Annotated in this window: 16 protein-coding genes; 12 read left to right on the top strand and 4 right to left on the bottom strand. The window is 58.6% G+C overall.

Features of this window, described 5'->3' with window-relative positions; genetic code table 11:
• Positions 1–15 precede the first annotated feature (15 nt).
• The 5 genes from ACVBAU_RS13605 to ACVBAU_RS13585 all read left to right on the top strand — a co-directional run bounded on the left by ACVBAU_RS13605 (position 16) and on the right by ACVBAU_RS13585 (position 2,801).
• On the top strand, positions 16–672 hold the full coding sequence (locus tag ACVBAU_RS13605) for an EF-hand domain-containing protein (protein ID WP_448326778.1): 657 nt from the start codon (positions 16–18) through the stop codon (positions 670–672).
• The gene (locus tag ACVBAU_RS13600; protein WP_448326777.1) at positions 644–1,330 is read left to right on the top strand and encodes an RNA polymerase sigma factor; all 687 of its coding nucleotides are present in this window, start codon (positions 644–646) and stop codon (positions 1,328–1,330) included. The genes ACVBAU_RS13605 and ACVBAU_RS13600 overlap by 29 nt, the downstream gene beginning before the upstream one ends.
• On the top strand, positions 1,317–1,679 hold the full coding sequence (locus ACVBAU_RS13595; protein WP_448326776.1) for a hypothetical protein: 363 nt from the start codon (positions 1,317–1,319) through the stop codon (positions 1,677–1,679). The genes ACVBAU_RS13600 and ACVBAU_RS13595 overlap by 14 nt, the downstream gene beginning before the upstream one ends.
• A gap of 3 nt (positions 1,680–1,682) precedes the next feature.
• Positions 1,683–2,192 carry a periplasmic heavy metal sensor gene (locus ACVBAU_RS13590; protein WP_138922854.1) on the top strand — a complete coding sequence of 170 codons (510 nt, stop codon included), beginning with the start codon at positions 1,683–1,685 and terminating at the stop codon, positions 2,190–2,192.
• Positions 2,193–2,306: 114 nt separating this feature from the next.
• A complete protein-coding gene (locus ACVBAU_RS13585; protein ID WP_138922855.1) occupies positions 2,307–2,801 on the top strand; it encodes a hypothetical protein in 495 nt (164 codons plus the stop codon).
• 61 nt (positions 2,802–2,862) lie between these two features.
• On the opposite strand, the gene ACVBAU_RS13580 is transcribed toward ACVBAU_RS13585, so the two are convergent.
• From ACVBAU_RS13580 to ACVBAU_RS13570, 3 genes are read right to left on the bottom strand one after another with little or no spacing between them, the layout of a single operon-like run.
• A complete protein-coding gene (locus ACVBAU_RS13580; RefSeq protein WP_335744308.1) occupies positions 2,863–3,423 on the bottom strand; it encodes a TadE/TadG family type IV pilus assembly protein in 561 nt (186 codons plus the stop codon).
• Complete coding sequence (locus tag ACVBAU_RS13575; protein WP_448326775.1) at positions 3,423–3,962, bottom strand: TadE/TadG family type IV pilus assembly protein; 540 nt, start codon at positions 3,960–3,962, stop codon at positions 3,423–3,425. The genes ACVBAU_RS13580 and ACVBAU_RS13575 overlap by 1 nt, the downstream gene beginning before the upstream one ends.
• Positions 3,959–5,374: a pilus assembly protein TadG-related protein gene (locus tag ACVBAU_RS13570; protein WP_448326774.1), complete on the bottom strand. Its 1,416-nt coding sequence runs from the start codon at positions 5,372–5,374 to the stop codon at positions 3,959–3,961. The genes ACVBAU_RS13575 and ACVBAU_RS13570 overlap by 4 nt, the downstream gene beginning before the upstream one ends.
• Before the next feature lie 374 nt (positions 5,375–5,748).
• Between ACVBAU_RS13570 and ACVBAU_RS13565 the strand changes: the two genes are divergently transcribed.
• The 7 genes from ACVBAU_RS13565 to ACVBAU_RS13535 all read left to right on the top strand — a co-directional run bounded on the left by ACVBAU_RS13565 (position 5,749) and on the right by ACVBAU_RS13535 (position 13,427).
• On the top strand, positions 5,749–7,179 hold the full coding sequence (locus ACVBAU_RS13565) for a Glu/Leu/Phe/Val family dehydrogenase (RefSeq protein ID WP_138922859.1): 1,431 nt from the start codon (positions 5,749–5,751) through the stop codon (positions 7,177–7,179).
• A 247-nt stretch (positions 7,180–7,426) separates the two neighbouring features.
• Entirely contained in the window at positions 7,427–7,738 is a 312-nt protein-coding gene (locus ACVBAU_RS13560; protein ID WP_448326773.1) for a hypothetical protein, read from the top strand.
• 170 nt (positions 7,739–7,908) lie between these two features.
• On the top strand, positions 7,909–9,882 hold the full coding sequence (gene dnaG / locus ACVBAU_RS13555; protein ID WP_138922860.1) for a DNA primase: 1,974 nt from the start codon (positions 7,909–7,911) through the stop codon (positions 9,880–9,882).
• A 134-nt stretch (positions 9,883–10,016) separates the two neighbouring features.
• On the top strand, positions 10,017–11,999 hold the full coding sequence (gene rpoD, locus ACVBAU_RS13550; protein ID WP_448326772.1) for an RNA polymerase sigma factor RpoD: 1,983 nt from the start codon (positions 10,017–10,019) through the stop codon (positions 11,997–11,999).
• A 142-nt stretch (positions 12,000–12,141) separates the two neighbouring features.
• Positions 12,142–12,552 (top strand): hypothetical protein, encoded by a 411-nt coding sequence (locus tag ACVBAU_RS13545; protein WP_448326771.1) that lies wholly within the window; start codon positions 12,142–12,144, stop codon positions 12,550–12,552.
• A 16-nt stretch (positions 12,553–12,568) separates the two neighbouring features.
• Positions 12,569–12,967 carry a hypothetical protein gene (locus ACVBAU_RS13540; protein ID WP_448326770.1) on the top strand — a complete coding sequence of 133 codons (399 nt, stop codon included), beginning with the start codon at positions 12,569–12,571 and terminating at the stop codon, positions 12,965–12,967.
• Positions 12,968–13,013: 46 nt separating this feature from the next.
• On the top strand, positions 13,014–13,427 hold the full coding sequence (locus ACVBAU_RS13535) for a secondary thiamine-phosphate synthase enzyme YjbQ (RefSeq protein WP_448326769.1): 414 nt from the start codon (positions 13,014–13,016) through the stop codon (positions 13,425–13,427).
• Positions 13,428–13,429: 2 nt separating this feature from the next.
• Here ACVBAU_RS13535 and ACVBAU_RS13530 read toward each other — a convergent pair whose 3' ends face one another.
• Positions 13,430–14,101 carry an SDR family oxidoreductase gene (locus ACVBAU_RS13530; RefSeq protein WP_448326768.1) on the bottom strand — a complete coding sequence of 224 codons (672 nt, stop codon included), beginning with the start codon at positions 14,099–14,101 and terminating at the stop codon, positions 13,430–13,432.
• Positions 14,102–14,222 lie beyond the last annotated feature (121 nt).

Below are 14,222 nucleotides of genomic sequence, written 5' to 3'. Positions count from 1 at the left end.
CAAAGGAAGAAACAGATGACAAAACGAGCAAATTTCCAGATCGCACTGCTGAGCGGGTTGATCGCATTGGGTGGCACGACCTTGGTCGCGCAGAATGCGGATAAGGCTGAAGGTGCCAAGCAAAGCCATTTTGTCCAGTTGGATACCAACATGGATGGTGAAGTCACCGCTGACGAAATGAAGGCACATGCCGCGGCACGTTTTTCGGCTGCTGACGCAGATGGTGACGGCTTTCTGACCCAAGACGAGATGGCCGTTGCGGCCAAGGCGCGCCATGCCGAGCGCAGCCAGCGCCTGTTGGAGAAGCTAGACACCGACGGCAACGGCTCGCTTTCTGCGACCGAGCTTGAGGCCATGGGCAAAGGCAAAGGCGACCGGATGGCCAAGCATCAGGGCAAGATGATGGAGCGCATGGACACCGACAAAGACGGCAAGCTGTCGATGGAAGAAATGGGCGGACGTCACAACCCCGAGAAGATGATCGAAAAGCTGGACACCGACAAGAACGGTTCGCTGAGCGCCGAGGAATTTGCCAAAGCCCGTATGGGTGGCAAACATCACGGCAAGCGCGGCGGCCATGACGGCAAAGACGGCAAAGACGGGCACGGCAACCCCGGCAAACACATGAAGCACGACAAGTCCGATGACGGCGACGCGCCTGCAACGGAATAAGGCAAGCTTGCGGGCGCGCTTGAATGGCGCGCCCGCAGACGCTACCTCCGGTTCGATGGATATGCTCGATACTTCTGACGCTGACAGGGCAGACGACCCCGAACGTGCCTTGCTGCTTCGCTATGTGGGCGGGGATGCTGCGGCGGCGCGTTTGTTGACGGTACAGTTGACTCCGCGCATCTTTGGTCACGCCTTTCGTATGTTGGGCAACGCGGCAGAGGCCGAAGACGTGACCCAAGACGCGCTGATGCGCCTATGGAAGATCGCACCGGACTGGCGCGACGGCGAGGCGAAGGTGACCACGTGGTTATACCGCGTGACGGCCAACCTGTGCACCGACCGTCTGCGCAAACGCGGCCGCGGTGTCCCGCTCGAGGATATCGCCGAACCCGCCGACCCGAGCGAAAGCGCAGAGGCGCGGCTGCAGCGCGCCGCGCGCGAAGATGCCTTGCAAGAGGCGCTGGACACATTGCCAGACCGGCAGCGGCAAGCGGTTGTGCTGCGCCACATAGACGGCTTGGCGAACCCCGAGATCGCGACCATTCTGGATATAGGGGTCGAAGCGGTAGAAAGCCTGACCGCACGGGGCAAACGGGCGTTGGCGAAACTTTTGGGCGCGAGACGTGATGCCTTGGGATACGATGATGATAAAACGTAGTATGAATACGCTAGAGGCGCATTTCGAGGCGGCGCGGGCCACCCCGCCGCAGATGCCCGCGGGCATGATGGACCGGTTGATCGCCGATGCGCTGGCCGCGCAGCCTACGCCCGTAATGGGCGGATGGCGCGGGGTCTGGCGCGCGATCGGCGGGGCACCGGCTTTGGGCGGGTTGGTCGCGGCGACGGCTGTCGGGTTCTGGATCGGGGTCGCCCCGCCAAGCGGCCTGCCGGATGTCGCGACGCAGATCATCACCGGCGGCGACGCTTACATCGTTGCCGATATGACGTCGCTGGACACCTACGCCTCAGAGCTGACGGCGTTCGGCTGGGACTTGGACGAGGGATAGAAAATGGCAGGGTTTGCATTCAAAAGCACGAAAACATTGCGATGGGCCTTGGGCCTGTCACTTGGGCTGAACCTTGCGGTGGTCGGGCTTGTCGTCGGGGCGGCTTACCGCTTTGATGGGCCCCATGGCGGTCCAATGCGGCACATGCGCGATTACGGCACGCCTTATGTCATGGCATTGCCCAAGGAACGTAGGCACGCGGTTTTCATGGATGCACGCAAGGGCCGAGACGATAAATCCGTTAGCCGCACGGCCCGCCGTGCCTTGTATCAAGAGGCGCTGACCGCTATTCGCGCCGACCCTTTTGACGTCGCAGAGGCGCGCCGTGTGCTGGACCTGCAACGGGATGCCACCCTAACAGTGCAGCAGACCGTGCAGGACGCATGGCTGGCCGAACTTGCCAAGATGCCAGCAGCAGAGCGTGCGGCCTATGCCATACGTGTCGAAGAGATGCTGAAACACGGCAAGAAGGGCAATAAGGACGGGGTGAAGCCGGTCCAGGGCAATAAATAATCTGCGGCTTGCCCTAAGCCGGTAGGGGGGGGCGGCCCGTGGCTGTGTCAGTCAGGCTTGCCAAACGCGCGTCCGGCGCGGTAGGCAAGGCGACCCTAACGAAAGTCGTGGCCCATGCTCTCTGATTTCACCGACCCAAACGAAGTTCTTGCCACCGCGCGTGCCTCCTCTGGGCGGCGTGGCATCGGGCTGGCCGCACTCGGGGTCTTGGGGCTGTTCCTGATCTACGTCGCATTTACATCGTCGCCCGGTTTCGGGTGGCAGGTGTTTTTGCTGGCAATGGGGGGGCTGGCCCTTTGGATGGCCGACAAAATGCGCCGCGCCACCGCTGGTGCAATCGAGCTGACCCCGACCGAATTGCGCGACACCGACGGTACAGTGATCGCGCGGGTCGAGGATATTATCGGGCTGGATCGCGGCGTGTTTGCATTCAAGCCTTCCAACGGCTTTTTGCTGCGGACCAAGGCAGGCACTGGCGGCGACCGGGTCTGGCGTCCTGGTCTATGGTGGCGCATCGGTCGTCGCGTTGGCATTGGCGGCATGACCCCCGGCAATCAGACCAAGTTCATGTCCGAGATCATTTCCGCGATGATGGCAGAGCGCTCTTGAGATAGAAAAAGGCCCGCAGGCAGATCGCCGCGGGCCTTTTTCTTTGCTGTGCTGCCGGAATTTACGCCCCGTCTGAGTAGAGCACCCAAGGGGCATAGCGCGGGCGGGTAAAGACGAAGTTCTTTACCTCTTGCACCGGTAGTCCGATGTTGAAGGGCGGTGAAAACGACGTCCAGGTTTCGGTGATGGTGATATATTCCCCATCTTCGAGCTCGGGGATGCGGTTTGTCCAGCCGGTCACATCTGCTTGGGTCGCGTCTGTCAGATTGCCCCGGGAGCGGGACCAGTGCAGCAAGAAACGCTTGTTCGCTTGGTCATATTTTGCCGAGGTGATCCGCACCGTCGCCGGCCCGGAAGAGCGGGTCATATAATCCAGCAGATCCCGAACACCGTCCATATATGCGGTGTCCATTGGCAGTGTCTCGCGCGAGATCATGTCGCCGATGGTATAGGCCGCTTTTTGGTTGGTGTAGTATTCCTGATAGGTCTGGAAAAAGGTGAACATCGCCAGATAGACCCAAAAGACCATGGGCATGATGATAACGGCCTCGATCGAGGCGCTACCGTCTTGGTCGCGCAGAAAACGCGCCAGTACACGGCGTTTGAGAAAAGAGGTAACCATTAGCTTGGCTCCTGAACAAAGGAGGATACGGCGTACATGCTGCCTTGACCCGCGCCGTCGGTCTCGAACTTGAAACCCATGGCAGAGCCCGGCAGCATCGGGTCGAATTTTACGCAGGCCCGCAGCAGCATCAGCTGGTGCTGCGCCCCAAGGCTAAAGCCACGCTCGGGCTCGACGGGCAGCGATTTGTCGACGCAGTCGGGCGCTGTATTCATAGCGACAAAGTTACGCGGATCGACCAGGACCATTTCAAGGCGCAACGTATCTTTGCAGTCGCCGATATAGCCTACGCTGTCGCAGATCATCGTCTTGATCATGTCGTGGGTGATCGTCGCGCGGGTGTTCAGCCGGATATACCGCACCGCAGTCTCGAGCCCACGGTTCAGGTGGAACTGGCGCAGCGAATAAAGGCTAACCTCGACCGAGGCGAGGAACATGCCAAAGATCAGCGGAAAGAGAATGACGAATTCGATCAGAACAACCGCGCCTTCCTCGCCCCGGCGGAACCGGCGCACCGCCTGGGATATGCGGGCGATCATTGGGTCAGCCTCAGCTGGTTGATCTGTCGCGCAATCGCGCGGAACGCTTCGGAAAGCTCGACCCCTTCAACCCGAAAGAAGTGGCTGGGCGACGAGGCGCAATCCTGCATCGCGGGAACGTCGTCGGTGTCTACCTCAAAGCCGATGGTCCAGATCACAATGCGCTTTGCTTTGGCCGCATCACAGATGTTCGACAGCAAGGTATTGCCCAGCGATTTGTTGTACTTTTGATAATAGAAGTAACTCCAATAGCGATAGTCTACCTCATTGCGGAGGTACCACCACAGATTGTATTTATTCCAGTGAACATATTCGCTTTCGCTGTCGTAATAGTTGCTGCGGATGCGGAAGGAATTATCATTCGCACCGTCGGTCATCAGAATGACGGTCTTGAGCGTCTCTGGGTCATCATAGCTGGCAGGTCGGTTGTAAAATTGGCCGTCCACATGGCCAGCGTTCACCAGCGAGTTGTTGATGTCACGGAACGATGGATCCAGCATCGTCGCCGCCCATTTCATCCCGAGGAAAATCGACGTACCCGCGCGTGGTACAAGTTGGTTGATCTGGCTCTTTAGTGTAAGGCTGTTTTGCGAGAAAGGGGCGATGCGTTCATAGCTGTAGCGTGGACAGATCGTGTCGTCGCGGTAGTTGTTGCGACCGTCATAGTTCCACTGGAAATGCTGCATCTGGTCGTGCGTCGTGCTGGTATTCAGCGCGGCCGAGTTGAATTCATCGTCGGCGAATTCCAGGCAGTGAGAGTAATCGTGTTTCTTGTTCACACGCATGCGATCCAGGATCATAGGACCTGCGTTGACCTGTTCGGAGTAGGGGATCATCGAAACAGAGATCAGGTCTTCGTTCTCTGTTTTCAGCACCGTGTCCAAGAAAATCCCGGCGGCGTTTTTCAGCTCGCTCAGGCGGTTGTTGAGAGCCATCGACCCCGAGATATCGAGCACGAGAGAGATTTCGACTTTGGCGACGCGTTCTTCGGCCTGACTGTGCGCGGGCACATTGAGTGTCGGGAAGCCGAAGCGACCGATGAACTGCGTATCCATCTCCTTGGACGCGTCAATGGTCACGGTGCGATAGTTCAACCCGTCGTCGACCACGACATTTGATAGAAAATCAGTCATACCGGATTTTGCAAAATAGTCTGCAACCACGGTTTTGGGGTCGCGCATCTGGTCCAGATCGGCGGCGGCTAGAACGGCACGGTCAGAGACGGCCTGCAGGCGCGAGCGCTCCATCTCGTGGCGCATGAAATCAAGTTGGATGCCGCCCACGGCGATCATCATCATGATCATGAAAAGTGCGAGAATGGTGACCAGCCCGTCGTCTTCACGGGCAAACTGCGACACGCGGTTGCGCAAGGGGATGGCGACCCAAGTATTCACGGTGTTTTTGACCGTCATGTCCACGTCCTTTTTGGTGCGATCCCTGCGACAAGAGGCGTTCGGGCGGATCGGCGTTGACGACAGATATGCGGGCTGAAGGTGGCTGAAATAGGGCGAAATACGTTTAAAAAAGTGTATACTGAAGCCGTTTTGAGGGCACATTCCGGCACGACGGGCCAGCCAGATGTAATGGTTGAGCATCTTGGCTGTAATGATCCGCGGTCAATGAGGCTAAGACGCCGCGGATAAAAAGTTTTCAAACTGATTAAAATATGTGCAAAAACTTTGAAATACGGTGATTTGCGGCTTTGCTTGGCGCAGGTGCTATGTTCAATAGGCAAGGCGATGAACTGGCCCGGATCAGGGTCGCAGAGCTAAATTAGGAGCGTAGAATGAACCCCGGAACCGAACCGAGCTTTCGCGATAGTGTCGACATCATGTTTAACCGGGCGGTTGCCCTGATGGACCTTTCGCCGGGTCTTGAGGAAAAGATTCGCGTTTGTAACGCGACCTATACGGTACGTTTCGGGGTGCGGTTGCGTGGCGGTATCCAGACCTTCACCGGCTACCGCTCTGTTCACTCGGAGCATATGGAACCGGTCAAGGGCGGCATCCGCTACAGCCCCGGCGTGAACCAGAATGAAGTGGAAGCGCTGGCGGCGCTGATGACCTATAAATGCGCGTTGGTCGATGCGCCTTTCGGCGGCTCAAAGGGCGGGCTGTGCATCGATCCACGCGACTACGATGAACACGAGCTTGAGCTGATTACCCGTCGTTTCGCCTATGAGCTGATCAAACGCGACATGATCAACCCGGCGCAAAACGTGCCCGCCCCCGATATGGGCACCGGCGAGCGCGAGATGGCCTGGATCGCGGACCAGTACAAACGCATGAACACCACCGATATCAACGGGGTGGCCTGTGTGACTGGCAAGCCGATCAACGCGGGCGGTATCCATGGCCGGACCGAGGCCACCGGTCGCGGTGTGCAATACGCGCTGCACGCGTTCTTCCGTGATCCGCAGGGAATGGCAAAAGCGGGCTTGGGCGGCGAGCTGGACGGCAAGCGCGTCGTTGTGCAGGGCTTGGGCAACGTAGGCTATCATGCCGCCAAGTTCCTGAGCGAGGAGGACGGCTGCAAGATCACCGCCATTATTGAACGCGACGGTGCGTTGTTTGACGACCGCGGGCTCGACGTGGAGGAGGTCCATCGCTGGATTTCGATGCACGGCACCATCAAGGGCTTCCCTGATGCGCCGTTTGAGGAAGACGGGGCCAAGCTGCTGGAGGCCGAATGCGATATCTTGATCCCTGCCGCGCTGGAAGGGGTAATTAACCTCAGCAACGCGCATAACATCAAGGCACCGCTGATTGTCGAGGCCGCAAACGGTCCCGTGACCGCCGGTGCCGACGATATCCTGCGCGGGAAAGGCGTGGTTATTATTCCTGACATGTACGCCAACGCTGGCGGTGTGACGGTATCCTATTTCGAATGGGTCAAGAACCTGAGCCACATCCGCTTTGGCCGGATGCAACGCCGCAACGAGGAAAGCCGCCACCAGTTGCTGGTGGACGAGCTGGAACGTCTGAGCGCCGACAGCGGTGTCGGCTGGCAGTTGAGCCCGAACTTTAAGGACAAGTACCTGCGAGGAGCAGGGGAGCTTGAGCTGGTCCGCTCTGGTCTGGATGACACAATGAGCGCTGCCTACCGGTCGATGGCCGAAATCTGGCACAGCCGTGATGATGTCGAGGACCTGCGCACCGCCGCTTATCTGGTCAGCATCGGCAAAGTCGCTGCCAGCTACCGCGCCAAGGGGCTGTAAGCCACGCGCAGCCAGGTGCTGCGCCACAAAAAGTTCCCCGAGGGCCGCTGTGAGGGTGGCCTTCGGCAAAGACGCGCCAGACCGTGCGGGGGCGCGCTGCGGAAAACCGCTCTGTCACTTGTATTCCACCCGGGGCTGGCTAGGTTTTTACGCAATGGGCACCCCGCCACCCCCTCGAGAGCGCCCTTTTTGTCGGTTGTACGCAAGGGGACTGCGGTGGTATCGCCGACAACATTTAGGAGATGTGATGATGAAATTTGGTAAACTTATGATCGCCGCGGCGCTGGCCGCTTCCAGTGCACCAGTCTTTGCCGCAACTAGCGCCGATACCGATTGTCAGTATCAGGCGGATGTCGTCCAGGCCGTGCGTCAGGCGCGCATCGACCGCGTGAAAGAACGCGAGGTACCGGACCACATTGCGTCTCAGAACCCGCAGTGGCCGGATCGCTACGATGCCGTTGTGCCGCTGGTTGCGCCTTGGGTGTATGAAATGAAAATGCGTGACGTAAAAAAGAACGATCTGTCTGCTGCTTGGAACGAGATGTGCCTGGGCCAATGACGGTGCCGACGCGCTATCCGTAGCGCTGAAGCATCTGTCGGGGCGGTGATATGGGGGCCAGCCCCCATCGCCCTGACGGACGATCCCCCCGGAGTTTTTTGGCAAAATGAAGTCGCCTTTGGGGACTTTGGGTGCTGGACTTTGACCATCGCGACCCAATATAAAACCGTATGAGCCTGCCCCCTGGATTTTTGGATGAACTGCGCAGCCGTGCCAGCCTGTCACAGGTGGTAGGGCGCAAAGTGATGTGGGATGCGCGCAAGTCCAATCAGGGCAAGGGCGATATGTGGGCTCCGTGCCCGTTTCATCAGGAAAAATCAGCCAGCTTCCATGTCGATGACCGCAAGGGATTCTACTATTGCTTCGGATGCCATGCCAAAGGGGATGCGATCTCTTTTGTGCGCGAGACCGAGAATGTAAGCTTTATGGAGGCGGTCGAGATTTTGGCGCGTGAGGCAGGGATGCCCATGCCCAAGCAGGACCCCCGCGCGCAGGAAAAAGCCGACAAGCGGACCCAGCTGGCCGAGGTAATGGAGCTGGCCGTGCAGTATTTCCGGCTGCAGTTGCGCACGGGGGCGGCTAGTGCTGCGCGCGATTATCTGGCAGGCCGCGGTCTGACACCGCAGGCGCTGGAGCAGTGGGAAATCGGATTTGCGCCGGATCAGTGGCAGGGACTTTGGGATCATCTGAAGGCCAAGAATGTCGAGGACGCGCTGATCATGGGGGCAGGGCTGGCCAAGCCTTCGTCCAAAGGCGGGCGGCCCTATGATACGTTCCGGGGCCGGATCATCTACCCTATTCGCGATGCGCGGGGGCGGGCGATTGCTTTTGGCGGGCGGGCCATGGACCCCAATGACAATGCTAAATACCTGAACTCCCCGGAGACGGAGCTTTTTGATAAGGGCCGCAGTCTCTATAATGTCCGTGACGCGCGGACTGCTGCGGGGCAGGGCAAACCGTTGATCGTCGCCGAAGGGTATATGGACGTGATTGCGCTGGTGCAGGCCGGATTTGGTGCGGCCGTGGCCCCCTTGGGAACGGCAATCACGGAAAGCCAGTTGCAGATGTTGTGGCGCATCTCGCCCGAGCCCATCATCACGCTGGATGGTGACACGGCGGGCCAGCGGGCGGCGATGCGGTTGATCGATCTGGCGCTGCCGTTGTTGGAGGCGGGCCAATCCTTGCGCTTTGCCGTGATGCCAGACGGGCAGGATCCCGACGATCTGCTGCGGGCCCATGGGGCTCCCGCGTTGCAAAAGCTGCTGGATAACGCGATGCCGATGGTGCGGCTGTTGTGGCAGCGCGAGACCGATGGCCGCGTTTTTGACAGCCCTGAACGCAAGGCCGGCCTGGACAAGGCGTTGCGCGAAAAGATCATGATGATCAAAGACCCTTCGATCCGTAGCCACTATGGCCAGGAGATCAAGGATTTACGCTGGCAGCTGTTCCGCCCGCAAAAGGCCAAGAAAGACTTTAGCCCTGTGGCGCGTGCGTCCGGTGGGGGCAAGTGGGCACCACCACCGCAAGGCCCGTCGCCAAGTGCGAAATCCTCTATTCTGGTGACTGCAGCAGGTCTGGGCGCGACAGAGCATCTGCGCGAAGCGGTGATTTTGATGGCTTTGCTAAACTGCCCGCAATTGGTTGAAGAATTTGAAAACGGCTTGGCCACAATGCGCTGTCAGGACTACGATCACGGGCGTATTCGGGACTTGATGCTGCGCCATGTGCATCAGGACCCTGCGGTGTTGCGCGAAAAGATTTACGACGCCCTTGGCGAGTACACACTTGAAAATATGCTGGCGCAGCGCCACGTAGCCATCACGCCTTGCATCCGAAGCCCTGGCAACCTTGAGAAGACGCGTATGACCGTCGCTGAGGAACTGGGGAAGCTGGAGGCCGTGCGTGGACTGGATGAAGAGATCGCCGATGCGGTCGAGGATATGACCGGCATGGCCGACGAGGGTCTGACATGGCGGTTGGGCGAAGCGGCGCGCAATGCCGATCGTGCGCAACGTAGCGGGCAGGAAGATACCGCTGAATACGACATCGCTGAAAACGGTGCCCACATCAGCCGGGACGAACGCAGCGCATTTGATGCTTTGCTGGGGTCGATCCTGAAGGGTGGCACGAAAGAGAAAAAATGAACCCGGCGTGGCTTTTTCGCCGGGATGTCTAACAAAATACAGGGTAACGGGTTTAAGAATCACCCAGAACCCCGCATGATTCGAATAACCGAATCACGTCACGTGATTCGCACCCATTCGCTGGAGGAAATTTCATGGCCGCCAAAGACACGAACGAAGACGCGAAGTCTGACGACCAGGATGCCGGCCATTCGCTTGATATGAGCCAAGCCGCCGTCAAAAAGATGATCGGCGAAGCCCGTGAAAAAGGCTATATCACCTACGATCAGCTCAACACCGTTCTGCCGCCCGATCAAGTAAGTTCGGAGCAGATCGAGGACGTGATGTCGATGTTGTCCGAAATGGGCATCAACGTGATCGAAGACGAAGAAGCCGAAGAAGAAGACGCCAAGGGTGGCACCGAAGTTGCCACCACGGAAAGCACGCGTGATGTGGCGCTGTCCGCTGGCACGTCCGAAAAGCTGGACCGCACGGACGACCCCGTACGCATGTACCTGCGGGAAATGGGGTCCGTCGAACTGCTAAGCCGTGAGGGCGAGATCGCCATCGCCAAGCGGATCGAGGCAGGCCGCAATACAATGATCGCGGGGCTGTGTGAAAGCCCGCTGACCTTCCAGGCGATCACGATCTGGCGCGACGAACTTTTGTCCGAAGACATTCTGCTGCGCGACGTGATCGACCTTGAGGCGACATTCGGCACCCAGATGGGCGATGAAGAAGAAACGACTCCGGTCGTGCCCGTCGGCGGGACCGAAACAAAGTCTGCCGAAAGCACCAGCGAAGTCGATGCCGATGGTAATCCGATCTCGAATGATGACGACGACGAGGATGAAGACGAACAGGCAAACATGTCGCTGGCCGCGATGGAAGCCGCGCTCAAGCCACAGGTGCTTGAGGCGTTGGACATCATAGCCGACGATTACGTCAAGCTGAGCCAGATTCAGGACAGCCGGATTTCGGCGACCCTGAACGAGGACGGCACCTTTTCGAAGGCCGATGAGGAAGAATACCAGCGCGTCCGGTCCGAGATCGTGCTGCTGGTCAACGACCTGCATCTGCACAACAACCGTATCGAAGCCCTGATTGACCAGTTGTACGGCATTAACCGTCGTATCATGCAGATCGACAGCGCGATGGTGAAGCTCGCTGACCAAGCGCGGATCAACCGCAAGGAGTTCGTCGACAGCTATCGTGGCTACGAACTGGATCCCAACTGGATGGAGCGGATGGCCGAAAAATCCGGTCGCGGTTGGCAGATGTTCATCGAACGCTCATCTGAAAAGGTTGACGAGCTGCGCACCGATATGGCGCAGGTTGGTCAATATGTCGGTCTTGATATCTCTGAATTCCGCCGCATTGTGCAGCAGGTTCAGAAGGGCGAAAAAGAGGCCCGTCAGGCCAAGAAAGAAATGGTCGAGGCAAACCTGCGCCTCGTTATTTCGATTGCTAAAAAATATACTAACCGCGGCTTGCAGTTCCTTGATCTTATTCAGGAAGGTAACATCGGTCTCATGAAGGCCGTGGACAAGTTCGAATACCGTCGCGGCTATAAATTCAGCACCTACGCGACATGGTGGATCCGGCAAGCGATCACGCGGTCCATCGCGGATCAGGCCCGTACCATCCGTATCCCAGTGCATATGATCGAAACGATCAACAAGCTGGTTCGGACCGGTCGTCAGATGCTGCACGAAATCGGCCGCGAGCCGACGCCGGAAGAGCTGGCAGAAAAGCTGCAGATGCCCTTGGAAAAGGTTCGCAAGGTGATGAAAATCGCCAAGGAGCCTATCTCCCTTGAAACGCCAATCGGCGATGAGGAAGACAGCCAGCTTGGCGACTTCATCGAAGATAAGAATGCCGTGCTGCCATTGGACAGCGCCATTCAGGAAAACCTCAAGGAAACCACGACACGGGTCCTGGCATCGCTGACCCCGCGCGAGGAACGTGTTTTGCGGATGCGTTTCGGCATCGGTATGAATACCGACCATACGCTCGAAGAGGTTGGTCAGCAGTTCAGCGTGACGCGCGAACGTATCCGTCAGATCGAGGCAAAGGCACTGCGCAAGCTCAAGCACCCAAGCCGGTCGCGCAAGCTACGGTCGTTCCTCGATCAGTAAGCTGTTCAATCGCAAACAATATAAAAGGCGGGTGCTTCGGCATTCGCCTTTTTTCATGCGGTTGGGCCGCACTCTCAAACCTGTGAATTTAAATCCACGCCGCGCACCCTATCTGTGTCCTAGCCGCCAAACAGGAACCGCCATGAAACGTCTCGCCCTCGTCGCCATTTTGTCCACTATGCCAATGGCCGCCGTCGCGCAGCCCTTTACGGCGGTGAACCGGTTGCAGGTTATTTCGCTGTCGGGCACGACCTTTGAGGTGATCGAGGATCGCGGAGAGGGCGCGCGCGGCCTGTGGTGTGCCGCTGCCGAATATGCCGAAGACCAGCTGGGTGCACGGACAGCAGACCAAATCTACCTCAAGTCGCCGCGTGGTCCCTCGGCCAGCGGGGCTGGCCGCGTCGGTGCCGTATTTACACTGAGTGACGCCGAGTTATCCGAGGCCGCATTCAAATCTTATTCAGTGTCGGTCCGCAACGCGGGGCAGACCCTGCCGGTTGGCCACGCAATCCAGTTCTGCAAGGACTACATCCTTGAGCTGAAAGACTTCTAATAACAGGAATGACATGATGAAAACTTTCAAAACGGCGCTTTTGCTGGCCGCCTTGGCCGCGGGGCCTGCCCTTGCGCAGGGCTACGTGCCAAATGAACGGCTGAGCTACACGCCGACGGAAAATGGCGTGCGTATCAGCGGTAGCACGGGCTTTGGCGCGCGGGGGCACTGGTGTGCCGCAGCGGGTTACGCTGTGGACCAGATGGGAGCCGCGGATCGTCAGACGCTTTATGTCAGCGAACCGCGCGCGCGTGGCTTTGGCGGCGATGGTGGCGTGACCTTTACGCTCGATCCGTCAGGGCTGACACCGTCGCCTGTGGTGATACTTGGCGGATCTCTGACCAAGGCCGGATCGGCGATGACCATCAGCCACGGCATTACGTTGTGTGGTGGTTTGCAATCGCCCGGCAGGTAAGGCTAGCCTGACGCCAAAGCAATAGCCCAAGCGGAAGGCAAGAAGGATGAACACCGAACTTACGGTCCATACACGCGGGCAGGGGCTGTATGAGGTTACCAGCGATGTAATGCAGGCGCTTTCGTGTCAGCGGTCCGACGGGTTGCTGACATTGTTCGTGCGACATACCTCTGCCTCGCTGCTGATCCAGGAAAATGCAGATCCCGACGTGCAGCGCGACCTATTGGCTTATTTTGCACGGCTGGTGCCGCCTGCGAATGATCCTTCGATGTCCTATTTGCGCCATACAATTGAAGGGCCAGATGACATGCCCGCGCATATCAAAGCGGCAGTGATGCCTGTCACGCTTAGCATTCCTGTGGTCGCAGGGCGCATGGTGCTTGGAACATGGCAGGGCATCTATCTGTTCGAACACCGCGACGCGCCCCATAGCAGGCGCGTCGCGGTACATTTCGCCTGAGCTTAGCCCACTGGCATCAGATGGATTTCGCGGACCGCCGCATGGGCCGGTGCCTCCAGCGCGTGCAATACGGCAGATGCGACATCCTCGGGCTTGAGTTTATCGGGCTTGGCCTCGTCAAAGAAAGGCGTGTCGACCATACCCGGAGACACGACCATGCAGCGCCCGCCCCATTCGGCCATTTCGTCGGCAAGGTTGCCAGCGAAACCGTGGATGAAGAATTTGGTCGCGCCATAGATTGACCCCTTGATGTGGCGTCGTCCCGCGGCTGATCCGGTTACAACATATTGCCCTGTCGTTTTGCGCAGGTAGGGCATCGCAGCATGGGCGGTATAAAGCGCACCCATCACGTTCAGGTCGATCATAGCTTTCCAATCATCGGGGTTGCCTTTCTCGGTCCCGCCGGGTGAGGTGCCGCGTCCCGCATTTGCGAACACCGCGTCAATCTGGCCGAACTTCTGCGCAAGGCGGCTCATGGCCTGTTCCTGATCGTCATAGCTTGTGGCATCTCCCGTCAGGACCAGCGCCTGATCCCCGATGTCACGTGCGAGGTCTTTGAGCTTGTCCTCGCTGCGGGCAAACAGTCCTACGTTCCATCCTGCCTTGGCTGCGGCGCGTGCGGTTGCTGCGCCGATCCCGCTAGAGGCTCCTGTGATAAACAGCGTCTTGGTCATGTCGCTTTCCCTTCAGATTTATCGTGTTCCAGGCTTAACGCATCGGCGACGCCGAAGTTCACGGCAGTTTCGCTCAATACAACATATAGACGGCCATTTCGCCCCTACCCAAAACCTCGCG

The sequence above is a fragment of the Sulfitobacter sp. M13 genome, assembly GCF_053474885.1.
The sequence above is the reverse complement of the archived record's forward strand: the minus strand, read 5'-3'. Positions and strand labels throughout refer to the sequence as shown.

What these genes read in the sequence shown, in the direction of transcription:
- ACVBAU_RS13605 (WP_448326778.1), top strand. Translation starts at nt 16, where the DNA reads ATGACAAAACGAGCAAATTTCCAGATCGCACTGCTGAGCGGGTTGATC.
- ACVBAU_RS13600 (WP_448326777.1), top strand. Translation starts at nt 644, where the DNA reads ATGACGGCGACGCGCCTGCAACGGAATAAGGCAAGCTTGCGGGCGCGC.
- ACVBAU_RS13595 (WP_448326776.1), top strand. Translation starts at nt 1,317, where the DNA reads ATGATAAAACGTAGTATGAATACGCTAGAGGCGCATTTCGAGGCGGCG.
- ACVBAU_RS13590 (WP_138922854.1), top strand. Translation starts at nt 1,683, where the DNA reads ATGGCAGGGTTTGCATTCAAAAGCACGAAAACATTGCGATGGGCCTTG.
- ACVBAU_RS13585 (WP_138922855.1), top strand. Translation starts at nt 2,307, where the DNA reads ATGCTCTCTGATTTCACCGACCCAAACGAAGTTCTTGCCACCGCGCGT.
- ACVBAU_RS13580 (WP_335744308.1), bottom strand. Translation starts at nt 3,423, where the DNA reads ATGGTTACCTCTTTTCTCAAACGCCGTGTACTGGCGCGTTTTCTGCGC.
- ACVBAU_RS13575 (WP_448326775.1), bottom strand. Translation starts at nt 3,962, where the DNA reads ATGATCGCCCGCATATCCCAGGCGGTGCGCCGGTTCCGCCGGGGCGAG.
- ACVBAU_RS13570 (WP_448326774.1), bottom strand. Translation starts at nt 5,374, where the DNA reads ATGACGGTCAAAAACACCGTGAATACTTGGGTCGCCATCCCCTTGCGC.
- ACVBAU_RS13565 (WP_138922859.1), top strand. Translation starts at nt 5,749, where the DNA reads ATGAACCCCGGAACCGAACCGAGCTTTCGCGATAGTGTCGACATCATG.
- ACVBAU_RS13560 (WP_448326773.1), top strand. Translation starts at nt 7,427, where the DNA reads ATGATGAAATTTGGTAAACTTATGATCGCCGCGGCGCTGGCCGCTTCC.
- dnaG (WP_138922860.1), top strand. Translation starts at nt 7,909, where the DNA reads ATGAGCCTGCCCCCTGGATTTTTGGATGAACTGCGCAGCCGTGCCAGC.
- rpoD (WP_448326772.1), top strand. Translation starts at nt 10,017, where the DNA reads ATGGCCGCCAAAGACACGAACGAAGACGCGAAGTCTGACGACCAGGAT.
- ACVBAU_RS13545 (WP_448326771.1), top strand. Translation starts at nt 12,142, where the DNA reads ATGAAACGTCTCGCCCTCGTCGCCATTTTGTCCACTATGCCAATGGCC.
- ACVBAU_RS13540 (WP_448326770.1), top strand. Translation starts at nt 12,569, where the DNA reads ATGAAAACTTTCAAAACGGCGCTTTTGCTGGCCGCCTTGGCCGCGGGG.
- ACVBAU_RS13535 (WP_448326769.1), top strand. Translation starts at nt 13,014, where the DNA reads ATGAACACCGAACTTACGGTCCATACACGCGGGCAGGGGCTGTATGAG.
- ACVBAU_RS13530 (WP_448326768.1), bottom strand. Translation starts at nt 14,101, where the DNA reads ATGACCAAGACGCTGTTTATCACAGGAGCCTCTAGCGGGATCGGCGCA.